14 protein-coding genes are annotated in these 18,764 nt (G+C 63.2%); 9 read left to right on the top strand and 5 right to left on the bottom strand.

Annotated features, from left to right (window positions below; genetic code table 11):
• Nucleotides 1–5: 5 nt before the first annotated feature.
• Nucleotides 6–650, bottom strand: coding sequence for an oxygen response regulator transcription factor FixJ (gene fixJ, locus BN2476_RS17925; RefSeq protein ID WP_087735494.1), 645 nt, complete (start codon nt 648–650; stop codon nt 6–8).
• The gene (gene fixL / locus BN2476_RS17920; RefSeq protein WP_087735493.1) at nt 647–3,163 is read right to left on the bottom strand and encodes an oxygen sensor histidine kinase FixL; all 2,517 of its coding nucleotides are present in this window, start codon (nt 3,161–3,163) and stop codon (nt 647–649) included. The genes fixJ and fixL overlap by 4 nt, the downstream gene beginning before the upstream one ends.
• A 275-nt stretch (nt 3,164–3,438) precedes the next feature.
• Between fixL and aceE the strand changes: the two genes are divergently transcribed.
• The 3 genes from aceE to lpdA all read left to right on the top strand — a co-directional run bounded on the left by aceE (nt 3,439) and on the right by lpdA (nt 10,093).
• The gene (gene aceE, locus BN2476_RS17915; RefSeq protein WP_087735492.1) at nt 3,439–6,138 is read left to right on the top strand and encodes a pyruvate dehydrogenase (acetyl-transferring), homodimeric type; all 2,700 of its coding nucleotides are present in this window, start codon (nt 3,439–3,441) and stop codon (nt 6,136–6,138) included.
• Between the two features lie 85 nt (nt 6,139–6,223).
• Entirely contained in the window at nt 6,224–7,864 is a 1,641-nt protein-coding gene (gene aceF / locus BN2476_RS17910) for a dihydrolipoyllysine-residue acetyltransferase (RefSeq protein ID WP_087735491.1), read from the top strand.
• Between the two features lie 180 nt (nt 7,865–8,044).
• Complete coding sequence (gene lpdA / locus BN2476_RS17905; protein ID WP_087735490.1) at nt 8,045–10,093, top strand: dihydrolipoyl dehydrogenase; 2,049 nt, start codon at nt 8,045–8,047, stop codon at nt 10,091–10,093.
• Between the two features lie 387 nt (nt 10,094–10,480).
• Here lpdA and BN2476_RS17895 read toward each other — a convergent pair whose 3' ends face one another.
• Nucleotides 10,481–11,065, bottom strand: a complete 585-nt coding sequence (locus tag BN2476_RS17895) for a phasin family protein (RefSeq protein WP_012400861.1) — start codon at nt 11,063–11,065, stop codon at nt 10,481–10,483.
• A gap of 769 nt (nt 11,066–11,834) precedes the next feature.
• Here BN2476_RS17895 and pbpG point away from each other — a divergent pair.
• The gene (pbpG, locus tag BN2476_RS17890; protein WP_143810985.1) at nt 11,835–13,001 is read left to right on the top strand and encodes a D-alanyl-D-alanine endopeptidase; all 1,167 of its coding nucleotides are present in this window, start codon (nt 11,835–11,837) and stop codon (nt 12,999–13,001) included.
• A gap of 98 nt (nt 13,002–13,099) precedes the next feature.
• Here the strand turns inward: pbpG and BN2476_RS17885 are convergent, their stop codons facing one another.
• On the bottom strand, nt 13,100–13,909 hold the full coding sequence (locus tag BN2476_RS17885; RefSeq protein WP_087735487.1) for an IclR family transcriptional regulator: 810 nt from the start codon (nt 13,907–13,909) through the stop codon (nt 13,100–13,102).
• Nucleotides 13,910–14,109: 200 nt separating this feature from the next.
• On the opposite strand from BN2476_RS17885, the gene BN2476_RS17880 reads away from it, so the two are divergent.
• Nucleotides 14,110–14,832 carry a (Fe-S)-binding protein gene (locus BN2476_RS17880; RefSeq protein WP_087735486.1) on the top strand — a complete coding sequence of 241 codons (723 nt, stop codon included), beginning with the start codon at nt 14,110–14,112 and terminating at the stop codon, nt 14,830–14,832.
• Nucleotides 14,833–14,915: 83 nt separating this feature from the next.
• Nucleotides 14,916–16,328, top strand: a complete 1,413-nt coding sequence (locus BN2476_RS17875; protein ID WP_087735485.1) for a lactate utilization protein B — start codon at nt 14,916–14,918, stop codon at nt 16,326–16,328.
• Between the two features lie 127 nt (nt 16,329–16,455).
• Here the strand turns inward: BN2476_RS17875 and BN2476_RS17870 are convergent, their stop codons facing one another.
• Nucleotides 16,456–16,932: a hypothetical protein gene (locus tag BN2476_RS17870; protein ID WP_087735484.1), complete on the bottom strand. Its 477-nt coding sequence runs from the start codon at nt 16,930–16,932 to the stop codon at nt 16,456–16,458.
• Between the two features lie 271 nt (nt 16,933–17,203).
• Here BN2476_RS17870 and BN2476_RS17865 point away from each other — a divergent pair, with 271 nt between their 5' ends.
• The 3 genes from BN2476_RS17865 (at nt 17,204) to iscR (ending at nt 18,706) form a co-directional block, all read left to right on the top strand.
• Nucleotides 17,204–17,440 (top strand): hypothetical protein, encoded by a 237-nt coding sequence (locus BN2476_RS17865; protein WP_087735483.1) that lies wholly within the window; start codon nt 17,204–17,206, stop codon nt 17,438–17,440.
• A 103-nt stretch (nt 17,441–17,543) separates the two neighbouring features.
• The gene (locus BN2476_RS17860; protein WP_087735482.1) at nt 17,544–18,071 is read left to right on the top strand and encodes a low molecular weight protein-tyrosine-phosphatase; all 528 of its coding nucleotides are present in this window, start codon (nt 17,544–17,546) and stop codon (nt 18,069–18,071) included.
• A 110-nt stretch (nt 18,072–18,181) separates the two neighbouring features.
• Nucleotides 18,182–18,706: a Fe-S cluster assembly transcriptional regulator IscR gene (iscR, locus tag BN2476_RS17855; RefSeq protein WP_054924799.1), complete on the top strand. Its 525-nt coding sequence runs from the start codon at nt 18,182–18,184 to the stop codon at nt 18,704–18,706.
• Nucleotides 18,707–18,764: the final 58 nt, after the last annotated feature.

Here is an 18,764-nt window from a genome sequence, read left to right as displayed (position 1 = left end):
TGGCGTTACTGCGCCTGCTGCGGCTTGTTAGACAACGCGAGACGCAGCAGGTCGGCCACTGTGTTCACGTTGAGCTTTTCCATGATGTTCGCGCGGTGCGCTTCGACCGTCTTGATGCTGATGCCGAGATCGTCGGCGATCTGCTTGTTCAGGCGGCCCGCGATGATGCGCTCGAGCACCTGATGCTCGCGCGCGGTGAGCTTGCCGAGGCGCTCGGCGGCGGCGCGCTGCTGCTGGACGCTGCTGCTTTCGCTACGCGCCTTGTCGAGCATGCGCTCGACGAGCTTGCGCAATTCGGCTTCGTCGAACGGCTTCTCGATGAAGTCCATCGCGCCTTTCTTCATCGTCGACACGGCCATCGGCACGTCGCCGTGACCCGTCACGAAGATGATGGGCAGCAGCGTGTTGTCGGCGATCAGGCGCTCCTGCAATTCGAGGCCGCTCATGCCCGACATCCGCACGTCGAGAATCAGGCACGCGATCTGGCCAGGATGCTGATGCGGCTGCCATGCGTCGAGGAACTGCTCGGCGGCGGAGAAGCATTGAACGCGATAGCCGTTCGCCTCCAGCAGCCAGCGCAGCGAATCTCGCACCGCTTCGTCGTCGTCGACGACAAACACGGTTTCCTGTGTGGTAACTGGGGTGTTCATAGCTCTCCCGTAACGGTTTGTGGTGTCGGCGCCTCGGACCCGCCGTTGCTCGGGCCGTCAGGCTCTCCAATAGGCAGACTGCAATGGAAAGTGGCGCCCGTGATGTGGCCGTCGGACTCGACGTTGTTCACCACCCACAGGCGTCCGCGATGCGATTCGATGATCGAACGGCAAATGTTCAGCCCCATGCCCATGCCATCGGACTTGGTGCTGTAAAACGGTTCGAAGAGACGCTCGGCCGTGGCTTCGTCGACGCCCGGACCCTGGTCGACGACGCTGATGCACACGAAGCCGGCGTCGAGCCGCACGACGACGCGAATCACGGGATCGACGGCATCGGGGCGCGCGTCGTGCATCGCTTCGGCAGCGTTCTTCAGCAGGTTCACGAGCACCTGCTCGATCAGCACGGGATCGACATAGATGACGGGCAGGCGCGAGCGCATGTCCGTCACGATGCGGATGCGGCGCTTGCGTGCCTCGATCTCGGCGAGACCCACGGCGTCGGCGACGATATCGGCGACGCGGGTGGCCTGTCGTTTCGGTTCGCTGCGTTTCACGAATTCGCGGATGCGCTTGATGATCATGCCGGCCCGAACTGCCTGCTGCGCGGTCTTTTCGAGGACTGGTAACAGGTTGTCGGGAGTTGTCCGACCAGATTTAACCAGCGCCACGGTCCCAGAGCAATAGTTATTGATGGCCGCGAGAGGCTGGTTCAACTCGTGCGCGAGCGACGACGCCATTTCGCCCATCGTCATCAGGCGGCTCGTGAACTGCAGCTTTTCGTCCTGTTGGCGCGCGAGTTCCTGCGCCTGCTTGCGGGTGGTGATGTCGGTCGCGATCTGCATCTGCGCCAGGTGGCCGTCGACCCACTGGATGTACTGGCGGCGCACTTCGAACCATTTCTGGATGCCCTGCACGTAGACTTCCTGCGCGTCGGCGGTGCTTTCGGTGAGCGCGGCGGCGGGCAGGCCGGCGAACGCGTCGACCATGTCGATCGAGTCCGACGACGCAGCGGAGCTGTCGAAGCTGCCGCCGCCCGCGAGTTCCAGATGACCGTCGGGCCGGATGCCGAACAGATGCCGGTAATAGCGGTTCGCGAACAGCAGTTCGGCTTCGTCGGCGGCGAGCACGGAGACGGCGGCATCGAGGCTTTCGAGCACCGTCGTGAAGCGTTCGTGCGCAGCGGCCAGTTCTTCGCGCGCGCGCTTCGGCTCCGTGATGTCCGTCATCGACGACATCCAGCCCGTTTGCCGTCCCGAACTGTCGATCAGCGGCGACACATACAGGCGCGCGTGGAACAACGAGCCGTCCTTGCGGCGCACGCGCAGCTCGAACCCGGAAGAGGGCGCCTTGCCGCGCAGCGTCATGTCGAGCTGCCGCTGCATCTCCGGGTACGAGTCGCGCGGCCAGTACGGAAACGGCGCGTTCTTGCCGACGAGATCGCTTTCGTCCCAGCCCGTCATCCGGCAGAACGCGGGGTTCACGTGCGTGATGCGGCCGTGCATGTCGAGCACGCGCATGCCGATCAGCACGGAGTTTTCCATCGCGCGCCTGAAGAACGCTTCGGCGTACAGCGCCTGTTGCGCCTCGAAGCGCTGACGCGTGTGCTTCCACAGGCTCCACAGACTCCACAGCACGAAGCACGACAGCCCCGCGACCAGCCACACGAGCGTGTTGTTCGTGAAGTTGGTCATCTGCGGATACGCATAGACACGCACAGACACGCCCTGGCCGGGCGGATCGAGCGGCAGGTCGTAGTACGCGTCGCGCGGCAGGCGCGGGCGCGTCGAGGTCGTGGCCAGCTCGCGGTTGTTGATGTCGATGATCGAGATCTTGTACTTCGCCGACAGCTCGGGCGGGATGTCGCGCTTTAGTATCCCTTCGATCGAGAACACGGCCGCGATCGTGCCGAGGAAATCGCGGTCGCGATAGACGGGCGTTTGCAGCGTGATGTAGCCGTTGCCCACATCGTCGTACATCAGCGGCGAGTAGACCTGGCGGCGCGTGTTGCGCGCTTCGGCGAACGCGGCCTTGACGGCCTCGTCCATCTGCTGGTCATTGGGCTTGGCGAGGCGCTGGCCCAGCCCGGGCAGCGCGTTGTTCGGCCAGCGCGGCTGCTGCGCGCTCGTGTACCAGTTCATGTAGAGGATCTCGGGATGCCCCTGCATGATATCGGCCGTCGACACTTGGAAAGAATGCGGGTCGGCGTGACCGGAGACGAGATCGCGCGAGAGCGCCTGCAACTGCTCCTGCGCGCCCGTCATCGACAGGCGGATCTGCTGCTGCGCCCACGCGACATTGCGGTAGAGCGTGTCTTCCTGCTGCTGCTGTTCGCGCCGGTTCAGACTCCACAAAATCAGGCTCATGACGACCAGGAAAACGAGGATCGACAGGAGCGGCGTGAGCAAATAGGAATTCGACCACCAGGGTCCGTGGTGCCAGCGAGAGGGCGACGAGTCCGCCGACGAACCGGCGGAGCGCGCCGAGCGTGCGAAAAGCCGATCGGTCAACATGGCTCGCATTGTAGCGCAGCGGCTGACACGTAATTGCCGCAAAAAAGCGATGAAAGTCGCGCAATTCGGCGCAAACTAGCCGACGTACTCGCTGATGGGCAGTCAAACCAGGGTGCGCCGCAACAATTTTCCGCATTATGAGAAACGCTCTCGTAATCTGAAAATTTCCTTGCGCAGGCGTTGTGGGCCTTATTACAATCGGCCGGAAGCTGCCGCGGTCGAGGTTCGTCCGCGTCGCATGTTCACAGTGCGTTCCCCATATCCAGGAGACGAGCATGTCCGCTGTACCCGACGAAGTCATGAAGTACGTCGCCGACGCCAAAGACGATGGCGATCCGCAAGAAACCGCCGAATGGCTCGAAGCGCTAGATGGCGTGATTTCTGCTGTCGGTCCCGACCGCGCTCACTACCTCATCGAGAAGCAGATCGAATTTGCCCGCGTGCATGGCGAGCATCTGCCGTTCTCCGCCAACACTCCGTACATCAACACGATCCCCGTCGCGAATCAGGCGAAGATCCCCGGCGACCAGGACGTCGAGCACCGCATCCGCTCGTACACGCGTTGGAACGCGATGGCGATGGTGCTGCGCGCCGGCAAGGAAACCAACGTCGGCGGCCACATCGCATCGTTCGCGTCGGCAGCGACGCTGTACGACGTCGGCTTCAACCACTTCTGGCACGCGCCGTCCAAAGATCACGGCGGCGACCTCGTGTTCGTCCAGGGCCACTCGTCGCCGGGCGTCTACTCCCGCGCGTTCCTGCTCGGCCGCCTGTCCGACAAGCAACTCGACAACTTCCGCCAGGAAGTGGGCGGCGAGGGCATCTCGTCGTATCCGCACCCGTGGCTGATGCCCGACTTCTGGCAGTTCCCGACGGTATCGATGGGCCTCGGCCCGATCATGGCGATCTACCAGGCGCGCTTCATGAAGTACCTGCAGGCGCGCGGCATCGCGAAGACGGACGGCCGCAAGGTATGGGCGTTCCTCGGCGACGGCGAAACGGATGAGCCGGAGTCGCTCGGCGCGATCGGCATGGCCGGCCGCGAGCGTCTCGACAACCTCGTGTTCGTGATCAACTGCAACCTGCAGCGTCTCGACGGTCCCGTGCGCGGCAACGGCAAGATCATCCAGGAACTGGAAAGCGAATTCCGCGGCGCGGGCTGGAACGTCATCAAGGTAATCTGGGGCAGCCGCTGGGATGCCCTCTTCGCGCGCGACAAGTCGGGCGCGCTGATGCGCCGGATGATGGAAGTCGTCGACGGCGAATACCAGACGTACAAGTCGGAGTCGGGCGCGTATGTCCGCGAGCACTTCTTCAACACGCCGGAGCTGAAGGCGCTCGTCGCCGACTGGTCCGACGACGACATCTGGAACCTGAATCGCGGCGGCCACGATCCGCACAAGATCTACGCGGCATTCGACGCCGCGACGCAGAAAAAGGGCCAGCCGACCGTGATCCTCGCGAAGACGATCAAGGGCTACGGCATGGGCGAAGCCGGCCAGGCGATGAACATCACCCACCAGCAGAAGAAGATGCAGGTGGAGGCGCTCAAGCACTTCCGCGACCAGTTCCGTCTGCCCATCTCGGATGACGAGATCGCACACGTGCCGTACCTCACGTTCGAGGAAGGCTCGAAGGAACTCGAATACATGCGCGCCCGCCGTCAGGAACTGGGCGGCTATCTGCCGGCGCGCCGCCAGAAGGCGGAATCGCTGCCCGTCCCGGCGCTCGACGCATTCGAGCCGCTTCTGAAGGGCACGGGCGAAGGCCGCGAGATTTCGACGACGATGGCGTTCGTCCGCATCCTCAACATCCTGTTGAAGGACAAGGCGATCGGCAAGCGCGTCGTGCCCATCGTGCCGGACGAGTCGCGCACGTTCGGCATGGAGGGTCTGTTCCGCCAGATCGGCATCTGGAATCAGGACGGCCAGAAGTACGTGCCTGAAGACTCCGACCAGCTGATGTTCTACAAGGAATCGACGACGGGCCAGATCCTGCAGGAAGGCATCAACGAAGCGGGCGGCATGTCGGACTGGATCGCTGCGGCGACGTCGTACTCGACGCACGGCGAGATCATGATCCCGTTCTACATCTTCTACTCGATGTTCGGCTTCCAGCGCATCGGCGATCTGGCCTGGGCCGCGGGTGACATGCGTTCGCGCGGCTTCCTGCTGGGCGGCACGGCGGGGCGCACGACGCTCAACGGCGAAGGCCTGCAGCACGAAGACGGCCACTCGCTGCTGTGGGCGGCATCGGTGCCGAACTGCATCAGCTATGACCCGACGTTCGGCTACGAACTTGCCGTCATCATGCAGGACGGTCTGCGCCGCATGGTGCAGGAGCAGGAAGACGTGTTCTACTACGTCACGGTGATGAACGAGAACTACGAGCACCCGGCGATCCCGCAGGGCGAGAGCGTGGCGAAGGACATCATCAAGGGCATGTACGCGTTCCGCAAGGGCGCGGACAACGCGAAGGCGCCGCGCGTGCAGCTGATGGGCGCGGGCACGATCTTCAATGAAGTGATCGCCGCCGCCGACCTGCTGAAGAACGACTGGGGTGTCGAGGCCGACCTGTGGAGCGTGCCGAGCTTCACGGAGCTCGCTCGCGAAGGCCACGAAGTGCAGCGTCAGAACCTGCTGAACCCGCTGGCCGAAAAGAAGCTGTCGCACGTCGAGAAGCTGCTGAAGGACGCGAAGGGCCCCGTCGTCGCCTCGACCGACTATGTCCGCGCGCTCGTCGAGCAGATCCGCGCATTCGTGCCGCAACGCTTCGTCGTGCTGGGCACGGACGGCTTCGGCCGCTCGGATACGCGCGAGAAGCTGCGTCACTTCTTCGAAGTCGACCGCTACTGGACCACGGTCGCTGCGCTGAATGCGCTGGCCGACGAGGGTACGATCGAGCGCAAGGTCGTAGCCGACGCGCTGAAGAAGTACAACCTCGATCCGTCCAAACCCAACCCGATGACCGTCTAAGGCATCGCCCCCGCGAGCCCCTGACGCGCACCTCGTCGCCCGAAGCGGGCGGGCGAGGTGCGCGCGGCCCTGGAGACAGAAAACAATGAGCCAAGCGATCGAAGTCAAGGTACCGGACATCGGCGATTACAAGGACATTCCTGTAATCGAGGTGCTGGTGAAGGCGGGTGATACCGTCGAGAAAGAGCAGTCGCTCGTCACGCTGGAGTCCGATAAGGCGACGATGGATGTGCCGAGCCCGGCGTCGGGCACGGTGAAGGAAGTGAAGGTCAAGCTTGGCGATACGGTGTCGGAAGGCACGCTGATCGTGCTGCTCGACGGCGAAGGCGGCGCAGCTGCCGCGAAGCCCGCGCAAGGCAACGGAGCGGCCGCGCCCGCGCCTGCCGCGGCGCCTGCTCCGGCTCCCGCAGCGAAGGGTGGCGGCGTGCAGGAAGTGAAGGTGCCGGATATCGGCGACTACAAGGACGTGCCCGTGATTGAAGTCGCCGTGAAAGTCGGCGATCGCGTCGAGAAGGAGCAGTCGCTCGTCACGCTCGAATCGGACAAGGCGACGATGGACGTGCCGAGCCCGGCCGCCGGCGTCGTCAAGGAAGTGAAGGTCAAGGTCGGGGATGCCGTCTCCGAGGGCACGCTGATCGTGCTGCTCGAAGCCGAGGGTGGCGCGGCTGCGCCCGCTCCCGCTGCCGCGAAGCACGAAGAAGCGCCGTCCGACGCGCCCGTCGCGCCGTCGCCGGCTCCCGCACAGCCCTCCGCGCTTGCACAGGCGCCCGTCATTCCGGCAGGCGAAGGCGGCGCGTATCGCGCGAGCCATGCGTCGCCGTCGGTGCGCAAGTTCGCGCGCGAATTGGGCGTCGACGTGTCGCGCGTGCAAGGCACGGGTCCGAAGGGACGCATTACGCAGGACGACGTCACCGCGTTCGTCAAGGGCGTGATGACGGGCCAGCGCGCGGCGCCCGCCGGGGCTGCAGCGCCGGCTGCCGCGGGTGGCGGCGAACTCGGCCTGCTGCCGTGGCCGAAGATCGACTTCACGAAGTTCGGCCCGATCGATCCGAAGCCGCTGTCGCGCATCAAGAAGATTTCCGGCGCGAACCTGCATCGCAACTGGGTGATGATTCCGCATGTCACGAACAACGACGAAGCGGACATCACCGACCTCGAAGCGCTGCGCGTGCAACTGAACAAGGAGCACGAAAAGGCAGGCGTGAAGTTCACGATGCTCGCGTTCGTGATCAAAGCCGTCGTCGGGGCGCTCAAGAAGTTCCCGACGTTCAATGCGAGCCTCGATGGCGACAACCTCGTGTTCAAGCAGTACTACCACGTCGGGTTTGCCGCCGATACGCCGAACGGCCTCGTCGTGCCCGTGATCCGCGATGCGGACAAGAAGGGTCTCGTCGATATCGCCAAGGAAATGGCGGAGCTGTCAAAGCTCGCTCGCGAGGGCAAGCTCAAGCCCGATCAGATGCAAGGCGGCTGCTTCTCGATCTCGTCGCTCGGCGGCATCGGCGGCACGAACTTCACGCCGATCATCAATGCACCTGAAGTCGCGATCCTGGGCCTGTCCCGCAGCGCGATGAAGCCGGTCTGGGACGGCAAGCAGTTCGTGCCGCGCCTGACGCTGCCGCTGTCGCTGTCGTATGACCATCGCGTGATCGATGGCGCCGAAGCCGCGCGCTTCAATGCGTATCTTGGGTCGATTCTTGCCGATTTCCGGCGTGTGATTCTTTGATTGTTGAGTGACGGCCGCCGGCGCCTGAACGTCGCGTCGATGCGTTCGTTCATGCGCCTTCGCTGAACCCGCTTTGCCGTGTCGCCTTGCTGGCGAACGGCATCGGGCCTGCGCTTCTTGTCGCGGGTTCAGCGTTTTCGCGGCCTTCTTTCAACACGGTCAATAAGAGAAGGGGACACTATGAGTCTCGTCGAAGTGAAGGTGCCGGACATCGGCGATTTCAAGGACGTCGATGTCATCGAAGTCAATATCAAGCCGGGTGACACGATCGAAAAAGAGCAGTCGCTGTTGACGCTCGAATCGGATAAGGCATCGATGGAAGTGCCGAGCGACACGGCCGGCTCCGTCAAGGAAGTCCGCGTCAAGGCCGGCGACAAGGTCTCGCAGGGCACCGTCATCGCCCTCGTTGAAACGTCCGCCGAAGCCAAAGCCAGCAAGGAACCGGAGAAGGCCGCGCCCGCTGCTGCATCGACGGCGGGCGGCGGCGTGCAGGAAATCAAGGTGCCGGATATCGGCGACTACAAGGATGTGCCCGTCATCGAAATCGCCGTGAAGGCCGGCGATCGCGTCGAGAAGGAGCAGTCGCTCATCACGCTCGAATCGGACAAGGCGACGATGGACGTACCCAGCCCCGCGGCTGGCGTGGTCAAGGAAGTGAAGGTCAAGGTTGGCGATACCGTCTCCGAAGGCACGGTGATCGTGCTGCTGGAAGGCGCAGGCGGCGCGGCTGCGGCTGCACCGAAGGCAGCGGCTCCCGCGCCGGCTCCTGCCGCTGCATCGGCGCCCGCACCGCAAGCGGGCAGCTATTCCGGCGCGGCCGACATCGAGTGCGACATGCTCGTGCTCGGCGCGGGTCCTGGCGGCTACTCGGCCGCGTTCCGCTCGGCCGACCTCGGCATGAAGACGGTGCTCGTCGAGCGCTACCCGACGCTCGGCGGCGTGTGTCTGAACGTCGGCTGCATTCCGTCGAAGGCGCTCTTGCACACGGCGCTCGTCATGGACGAAGTGGACGAACTCGCCGCCCACGGCATCTCGTTCGGCAAGCCGCAGATCGATCTCGACAAGCTGCGCGATTTCAAGTCGGGCGTCGTCAAGAAGCTGACGGGCGGTCTCGCCGGCATGGCGAAGGCGCGCAAGGTCGAAGTCGTCACGGGCGTTGGCACGTTCGTCGATCCGCATCATATGGAAGTGCAGGGCGAGGGCGGCAAGAAGGTCGTCCGCTTCAAGCAGGCGATCATCGCGGCCGGTTCGCAAGCCGTGAAGCTGCCGTTCATTCCGGAAGATCCGCGCGTCGTCGATTCGACGGGCGCGCTCGAACTGCCCCAGATTCCGAAGCGCATGCTCGTGATCGGCGGCGGCATCATCGGGCTGGAAATGGCGACCGTCTATGCGACGCTCGGCGCGCAGATCGACGTCGTCGAAATGCTCGACGGCCTGATGCTGGGCGCTGACCGCGATCTCGTGAAGGTCTGGGAGAAGTTCAACAGCCAGCGTTTCGCCAACGTCATGCTGAAGACGAAGACCACGGCCGCCGAAGCGAAGGCCGACGGCATCTATGTGTCGTTCGAGGGCGAGAAGGCGCCCGCCGAACCGCAACGCTACGACCTCGTGCTCGTCGCCGTGGGCCGCAGCCCGAACGGCAAGAAGATCGGCGCGGACAAGGCGGGCGTGGCCGTGACGGATCGCGGCTTCATCGAAGTCGACAAGCAGCAGCGCACCAACGTGCCGCACATCTTCGCGATCGGCGACGTCATCGGCCAGCCGATGCTCGCGCACAAGGCCGTGCATGAAGGCCACGTGGCAGCGGAAGCGGCGCACGGCGAGAAGGCGTACTTCGACGCGCTGCAGATTCCGTCGGTGGCCTACACCGATCCGGAAGTGGCGTGGGCGGGCAAGACGGAAGACCAGTGCAAGGCCGAAGGCATCAAGTATGGCAAGGCAGTGTTCCCGTGGGCCGCGTCGGGCCGCGCGATCGCCAACGGCCGCGACGAAGGTTTCACGAAGCTGATCTTCGACGAAGAGACGCATCGCGTGATCGGCGGCGGCATCGTCGGCCTCAATGCGGGCGACCTGATCAGCGAAGTGTGTCTTGCGATCGAAATGGGTGCCGACGCAACGGATATCGGCAAGACGATCCATCCGCACCCGACGCTTGGCGAATCGATCGGCATGGCCGCCGAGCTGTATGAAGGCGTTTGTACGGATCTGCCGCCGCAGAAGAAGAAGTAAGTGGCGGGCGGCGTGAGTTCGTCACGCCGCTTTCGCGATCAGCGCATGTGACAACGGCGCGTCCCTCGAAAGAGGGGCGCGCCGTTTTTCATGAGTATCGCATCGGTGTCGCGATTTTCGCCGTCGCGAATTTGCACGAAACGAAGCAGATGGTGAAGCGAACGCCCAGCGAGCGGGCAAAAAAATCCCGGCCTGAGCCGGGGAAACGATACGCTGTTTAACGTATCGGAGCGTCTGGCCGCCTGGTCGCCGAAGCGTTGACCGTGCGGCGCCATTCCGTTCCGCCAGTCACTTCGACAGTGTCTCTCGCGGCTGCGCCTCGACGGATGATGGGGCATCCGTCAGGCGCGGGTGAGGCCCGATCCGTTGAAACCGTTTCGTTGATTCTTAGACAGCAGCCTTCTTGGCCGATGCTGCCGTACGCGAAGCCTGAGCGGCAGCTTGCGAAGCGGCCTTCGATGCAGCCGTTGCAGCCGCGTTGAAGTTGCTTTCAGCGATTTCGACAGCCTGCTTCGTTGCCTTGTGAACCGTTTCGTACGTCGTATTAGCGGCCGTGATGGCCGACTTGATCACGGCGACAGCCGTTTCCGAACCAGCCGGTGCGTTCTTCGCGACGTTCTCGACGAGCGCTTGCACCTTCTTGTTCTGCTCTTCGTATTGAGCTTCAGCGACGCGTGCGAATTCAGCTTGCGTAGCCGATGCGATTTCGTACAGGTGACGGCCATACGACAGAACCTTCTCTGCCACCGGCTGCGTCAGGCCCGCTTGCAGCGCGAGCAGTTCTTGCGCGTCCTTCACCGACAGCGCGCGTTGTGCGTTTTCCTGGCTTTCAGCGATCGTCGACTTGACGACTTGCAGATTCAGCTCGACCAGCTTTTCGACGCCTTCGAATGCCTTCGAGGTCAGGCCGAACAGGGTTTCAAGATTGGCCTTCTGCGCTGCGGCGAATTGCTCAGGGGTCAGCAGAGTCATGTTTACGCTCCTGGATTTCCGGCCCGTCTATCGCGGACCGAGTTGGGTTAACTGCAGATCGTGATGGGTTCGCTGGTCCGCAGTGCGTTGTGCGTCGCAGCAACGGTTCCCATTTTAGGACGGCTCTGATGGAAGTCAAGAACTATTTTGTGCAACGCACAACGCATAAAAATTGCCGCTAAAACAGCAGGTTATGTAGCGTTTATGACATTCTGGTGAAGCGCCCGCACACTAGGGTTTGCACTGATGTGGTGCCGCAAAATACGCGCTCTCCCAAGCCGCGAAAGGCGGTGGCGTGCCAGCGGCGCATTTTTGGTCGAAAAGGTAAAATTCTCAGGTAAACCGAAAACCGTAGCGGAACGTTAAAAGTCCATTCCGGTCGAAAGCGCGATGTGCTGTTCCCAGTAGGCGCTTAAAAATCGAGCGGCTTGCGGTGTCTGCGAAACGCGCATCGGGTGCGGTAGGCAACACGTTCCGGGACGTTTGCGGGTCGATTGATTCTCTACCGTACGCGACCGTACTTCCCCTGATCAAGTTTGTGTCAAATATGCCGATATGCTGATCGAGTGAGTCCCGTTCAGTGGCAAGGCAGTGGCGACGTGCCGGTGTGTCATTGGCATTTTCGATGGCGCACCCTTGGCTTATTGTCTTTCTTAACGGAGCCTGACAACTTGGTTTAAGGAAGGGCGATAAGTGCTTAATATTGCTAATTTTTAACTGTTTTACTACACTGGCGAAAACTCTCTCGCCGCTCCCAACCAGAACACCAATGAAAACCGACATGTTTTCGTCACTAAAAGTGATGCACGGCGCGGCGCTCGGCACCGCTCTGTCGGTGGCTGCCTCGGTGGTCATCGCAGCGGCCTTTGCCGCACCCGTCGACGCGTTCGCCGCGTCCGCCACGGCGCCCGCCAAAGCCGCGAAAGCAGGCAAGAAGTCGTCCAAAAAGGCGGCTGCCGAGAAGGTCTCCAGCCAGTCGTCGAAAGCCGTGAAGGCGGCGGCCGTCTCTAACGACGAAGAATCCCGTCCCGTTGCGAAGAAGCGCCGTGTCGCGTACACGATGAACGGCCGGCATCACACGGCCGTTCGCCGTGTCGCGTTCGAGCCGCGTCAGCCGTCCGTCGGCACGGCGTTCGGGTTGCACGACACGCCGGACGCGCTGATGCTGCGCTCGAGTGTCGCTTACGTCGTCGACCAGAACACGTCTGAGACGCTGTTCGACAAGAACTCGCGCGCGGTCGTGCCCATCGCGTCGATCACGAAGCTGATGACGGCGATGGTCGTGCTCGATTCGAAGGCGCCGATGACCGAGCAGATCGAAGTCACGGACGAAGACCGCGACTACGAGAAGAACACGGGCTCGCGTCTGTCCGTCGGCTCTGTGCTCTCGCGTGAAGACATGTTGCATATCGCGCTGATGGCGTCGGAAAACCGCGCCGCGGCCGCGTTGTCGCGCTATTTCCCGGGCGGCCGTCCCGCTTTCATGGCGGCGATGAACGCGAAGGCGAAGGCGCTCGGCATGACCGACACGCACTTCGAGAACCCGACGGGCCTGACGAGCCAGAACGTGGCGAGCGCCCGCGATCTCGTGAAGATGGTCAATGCCGCGTATCAGTACCCGATGATCCGCAGGTTCTCGACGGATCGCAGCTACGACGTGTACACGGGCAAGCGCACGATCGCGTACAACAGCACGAATGCGCTGGTGCGCAACTCGTCGTGGGATATCGGCCTGCAGAAGACGGGCTTCATCAACGAAGCGGGCGAGTGCCTCGTGATGCAGGCGACCATTCACGATCGCCCGATGATCCTGGTGCTGCTCGACTCGTCGGGCAAGTACTCGCGTTTCGCCGATGCGCAGCGTCTGCGCACGTGGCTCGACAACGGCGGCGAACAGCGCATCACGAGCGCGGATGCCAACGGCGCGGGCACCTGAGCGCAGGCCTCCTTCCGACGAAACACGACAAAAAGCCCCGCTGATGCGGGGCTTTTTGATTGCGTCGATTCAGAGAGCTTGACGCCGCAAGACGTAAATTACGCGGACTGCGCCGACGATGCAGCCGCCTGTTGCTCCTGTGGGTGATAGCCGAGCGATTCGGAAATCACAAGCGCCGTCTTGCTCAACTGACCGAGCCACGAATCCTGTAGCCGGTCTGCGGGCGCGGAAAGCGACAGGCCCGCGACCAGCTTGCCCGTATCGTCGTAGATGCCCGCCGCGATGCAGCGCACGCCCAGTTCCAGTTCCTCGTTGTCGCGCGCGCACGCCTGCTGGCGCACGTGCAACAGCTCGCGTTCGAGCTTCGCGAGATCGGTGATGCTGTTCTGCGTATGGCCGGACAGACCCGTGCGCGTCGCATACGCGCGCACGCGGGTCGATTCGTCCGCGGCGAGGAAGAGCTTGCCGACAGAGGTCAGATGCAGCGGCGCGCGGCCGCCGATCGCGCGCACGACCTGCATGCCCGAGCGTTCGGAGTAGGCGCGTTCGATATAGACGATCTCGTCGCCTTGGCGCACCGACAGGTTCACGGTCTGCCCCGTCAGCCGATGCAGCTCGCGCATCGGCATCAGCGCGGCGTCGCGCACCGACAGGCGCGCTTTCACGAGATTGCCGAGTTCCAGCAGCCGCATGCCGAGGCGGTAAGTGCCGGGGTCCGAACGGTCCACGAGCCTGCACGTCACCATGTCGTTCAGGATTCGGTGGGCAGTGGAGGGGTGAAGATCGGTGCGCTGCGCGAGCTCCTTCAGACTGACGGGATCGCTGTGCGCGGCGAGGGCGTCCAGCAGGCGCATCATGCGCTCGATCACCTGGATCGAGGTTTTGGGGTCCGGGTTCGTGTCGCTCATAAGACTAGACGGTTGACGCGTCAAACAGCGGAAAACCGATTGTATCTCGTATTGTGAAAAAAGCGAACGCCGGTCGAAATTGTCGTCGGGTCGCGGCGTCGTGTGGCGCATTGCGGGTTCATTGCGCGTAGGGGCCGTCACGCGTTGGTATTGCGCGCCAAACAGCGGATAATCAGGGACGTTTACCCGGAGGAGCACTCATGCGAGTCGGTTTTTTCGTCACCTGCCTGATCGATCTGATGCGCCCCGAAATCGGCTTTTCCGCGATCAAGCTGATCGAGCGCGCAGGCTTCGAAGTCTTCGTGCCGCCGGCGCAAACGTGTTGCGGGCAGCCGGCGTACAACTCCGGGGACCGCCGCATTGCGCGCGATCTCGCGGAAAAGACGCTGCGCGAGTTCGAGCAGTACGATTACGTGGTCGTGCCGTCGGGGTCGTGCGGCGGCATGATCCGCACGCACTACGGCGATCTTTTCGCGGACGATCCCGAGTTGATGGGCCGCTTCGGGCGTCTGCGTCCGAAGGTCTACGAGCTGACCGATTTTCTAGCCACCGTCGCGAAGGTCGAGCTGACGCCAGGTGAGTTCAGGGGGCCTGTCACGTACCACGATTCGTGTTCGGGGCTGCGCGAACTGGGCGTCAAGCAGCAGCCGCGTGCGCTGCTCGCGCAGGCGGGCGTCGCCGTGACCGAGATGAAGAACTGCGAGCACTGCTGCGGCTTCGGCGGCACCTTCGCGCTGAAGTTCGGCGATATCTCGACGGCGATCGTCGACGAGAAATGCGGCAACATCCAGGCAAGCGGCGCGAATACTGTCGTGCTCGGCGACCTCGGCTGCATGCTGAACATCGAAGGGCGCCTGCGCCGCACGGGCGATACGACCACGCGCGTGCTGCACATCGCGCAGGTGCTGGCGGGCGACGCGTAAGCCACGCATTCTGGCCAGAGCCATGCAGTCAAGGCAGTCAGCAGCTGGCAGTCAACATCGATAACCCGATCCCCAAGGCCGTCATGCAAGTCCAAACGATGCAGTTCAAGGCGCGCGCGGGCCAGAAACTCGCCGACCAGCGCCTTCAGCAGAATCTGACCAAGCTGTCGACGAAATTCGTGTCGGCGCGTGCGTCGGCGATGACCGCGATCGACTTTCCGGCGACGCGCGCCGCGCTCAAGGAGCGCCGCGACCGCGCGCTGGAGAACCTCGACGTCTGGCTCGAAACGTTCGAGCGCGAGGCGACGCGGCGCGGTGTCACGGTTCTGTTCGCCGAGACGACACAGGACGCCGCGAAGCTCGTCGCCGATATCGCGCGCAAGCACGATGTGAAGAAGGTGATCAAGACGAAGTCGATGGTGTCCGAGGAAATGCGCCTGAACGAGGTGCTCGGACAGATGGGCGTGCAGTCGATCGAAACCGATCTCGGCGAATACATCCTGCAGATCAACGACAACGAGCCGCCGAGCCACATCATTGCGCCCGTCGTCCACAAGGACAAGGAAGAGATCGCCGATCTTTTCGCGAAAACGCACCAGCGGCCGCGCCTGACCGAAATTCCCGACATGACGCGCGAAGCGCGCGAGATGCTGCGTCCTCATTTCATGACGGCCGACATGGGCGTGACGGGCGGCAACTTCGTGATCGCGGAAACGGGCTCGGTCGCGCTCGTGACCAACGAGGGCAACGAGGGTATGTGCACGGTGATGCCGCGCGTGCACGTCGCGGTCACGGGCATCGAGAAAGTGCTGCCGACGCTCGAGGATCTCGCAACGGCCATGCGTCTGCTGCCGCGCTCGGCGACGGGTCAGGACATCTCCAATTATTTCTCCGTGCTGACGGGGCCGCGCGCCGCGGACGATCAGGACGGGCCGGAGCATATGTACGTGGTGCTCGTCGATGGCGGGCGCACCGGGCTGATCGGCGGCGACTTTCAGGAGATGCTGCGCTGTATCCGATGCGGCGCGTGCATGAACCACTGCCCGGTGTATCAGAAGGTCGGCGGCCACACGTACGGCTGGGTCTATCCGGGGCCGATGGGCTCGGTGCTGACGCCGAGCTACGTGGGCATCGAGAAGGCGCTCGACCTGCCGCAGGCCGCGACGCTCTGCGGCGAATGCAATAGCGTGTGTCCCGTCGGCATCCCGCTGTCGGACCTGCTGCGCAAGCTGCGCGAGCGGCAGATGGAGCGTCACCTGCGGCCGTGGCAGGAGCGGTTCGGGCTCGCCGTCTGGGGCTATCTCGCGATGCACCCGACCGCTTATGGACTGTTCACGAAGCTCGGCGTGCGAATCCTGGAGCGGATGGGCGGCAGCAGGAAGTCGATCGCGAAGTTGCCGCTCGGCGCAGGCTGGACGAATACGCGCGAGATGCCCGCGCCCGTCGGGCGCACGTTCCGCGAGCTGTATGCCGCGAGCAAGACGCATATCGGATAGCGGGCTGCCTGCTTGTCGAAGGCATCGCCACTGGCATCGAAGGCATCAACAGAGAGAGGCTGCATCGCCTGAGCGATGCAGCCTCTTGTTCTTTGGCCGTGGATGGAAGCCTGTTGGCAGGCGTCCGTCAGTGCCAGGTGCTGGTTTGGCCGCCTGCTCTGCGATCTCCTCCACCCCGGCTGCCACCTTGCGGTTGCCCCCCACCCGCCTGAACGGGTGGCCGGGCGCCGTGCCCGCCGCCGCCCGCGTTCATCGGCGGGTTGTTCGCTTGCGGTGGCGGCCCATGCGGCGCGCCGCCGCCGTTCGGTCCACGGTGATCGTTCCCGTTTCCTCGATCGTGATCATGGCCACGATCGCCCCAGCCGCCCCAGTGACGGTGATCGTAGTCGCGTGAATAACCGCCACCGCCGAAGCCGAGGAACAGGCTCGATTGCACGGGCGGCTCGGCATAGCCGTACACTGGCGCGCCGTACGGGTCGTAGTAGCCATCGCTGTAGCCATAGGCGGGCGCTCCGCCATACGGATAGGCGGCACAGCCACCGAGTGCGGCGGCCACGCAGACAACTGCGGCAATGGGTGCGAGAGAAGGAATAAGACGTTTCATTTGAGTGTTAGACAGACAGACAAGAGGCACATTGCCCATACGTCATTTGTAGCGCCAGCTGAGTATTACCTGTGTGTGCTTTTGTAAGGATTTCTTTCGGCTCCCGAAAGGCGCAAGCCGGCAGCTGCAAATTGGTCAGTGGTCCGACTGTTCATCCAATTGCAACGCAGCGTTGTCCTGGGGTGGGTTTTTCCGGATTGCGCCCTCATCTATCATTTCCACTGGGCAAAGTGCGCCTGTGCACCTCGGCCCGCTTTGAGAGAACGACATCATGAAAAAGAAAATATCGGTGTATTGGCCTTGGGCAATCATCGTGCCGCTCGCGGTCGCTGCGTACCTGCATCTGTACAACGACGCGGGTGCGCAATCGTCGCAGTCGCCGCTCGCTGCCGAGCGCGTGTCGGCGGAACTCGCGCGCACGGTGTCTTACGGATTCGTCGGCGGCGAAGCGTCGATGCCCGTTGCTCCGATGCACCCGGCCGCCCGCATGCCTGCACAGCCGCTCTGATCGGCAAGGCTGGCAAGACGCCGGCGTGATTTTGCACGGCTTTGTATAATCGCGGCACCGTTTCACCTTTTATGACATATGCGGCTGGGCCGCTCAGCCATCGATGAATACCGTCGCCATCTGCTTCGTTTGCCTTGGGAACATCTGCCGTTCCCCGACTGCGGAAGGCGTCATGCGGCACATGCTGGCCGAGGCGAAGCTGACTGATCACGTGATCGTCGATTCGGCGGGCACGGGCGACTGGCACATCGGCGAAGCGCCGGACGAGCGCGCGCAGCGTGCAGCCAAAAGCCGCGGTTACGATTTGTCGACATTTCGTGGACGGCAGATCACCGCCGCCGATTTCGAGCGCTTCGATCTGATGATCGCGATGGACGACAAGAATGTCGCGGCGCTCAAACAGATCTGTCCGCCAGCGCAGCAGGACAAGATTCGTCTGCTGATGGAATTTGCGACGGACACGGACGCGCCGGCCGCGCGTGAAGTGGAAAAAGTTGCGCCAGGTTTCGATACACGCGAAGTCGTCGACCCCTACTTCGGGGGCGGCGAGGGCTTCGAAATCGTGCTGGACCAATGCGAAGCCGCCTGTCGTGGTCTCATCGCGGCACTTCGGCCCCAATTGACCGTGTAACAAAAGTTTTCGTTAAGCGAATGACCCAAATCACGCCGGGGATACTTGACTAAATTCGTCATGTATTTATACTTGACCAAACTTGTCGAGAATTGCGGTTCCCACCACATATGAGACTCACCACGAAAGGCCGTTTCGCCGTCACGGCGATGATCGACCTGGCTTTGCGCCAGGAGCAGGGCCCGGTGACGCTTGCGGGTATCAGCCAGCGCCAACACATCTCCTTGTCCTACCTCGAGCAGCTGTTCGGCAAGCTGCGCCGGCACGAGATCGTCGAATCCGTGCGCGGGCCGGGCGGCGGCTACAACCTCGCGCGCCGCGCCGAGGATGTGACGGTGGCGGACATCATCATCGCCGTCGACGAGCCGCTCGATGCCACGCAGTGCGGCGGCAAGGGCTCGTGCGAGGGCACGAAGCATCACGACGGCCACTGCATGACGCACGAACTGTGGTCGACGCTGAACCAGAAGATGGTCGAGTATCTCGACTCCGTTTCCCTGAAAGACCTGGTCGACCAGCAGCGCTCGCGCGAAGGTGCGACGGCCGTGCTGCGCGACCGGCGCACCGAAGCGCCCGCCGTCGAGCCGCGCGTGGTGCCGAAAGGTCCGAATTCCGTTTTCAATATGGCCGGCTGACAGTGCGCGCAATCAGACGCGCACGCCAGACCCGCAAAGCCAAATGCACTGATGTCCC

It is taken from the genome of Paraburkholderia piptadeniae (assembly GCF_900007165.1).
In the GTDB taxonomy this organism is placed as follows: domain Bacteria; phylum Pseudomonadota; class Gammaproteobacteria; order Burkholderiales; family Burkholderiaceae; genus Paraburkholderia; species Paraburkholderia piptadeniae.
The sequence above is the reverse complement of the archived record's forward strand: the minus strand, read 5'-3'. Positions and strand labels throughout refer to the sequence as shown.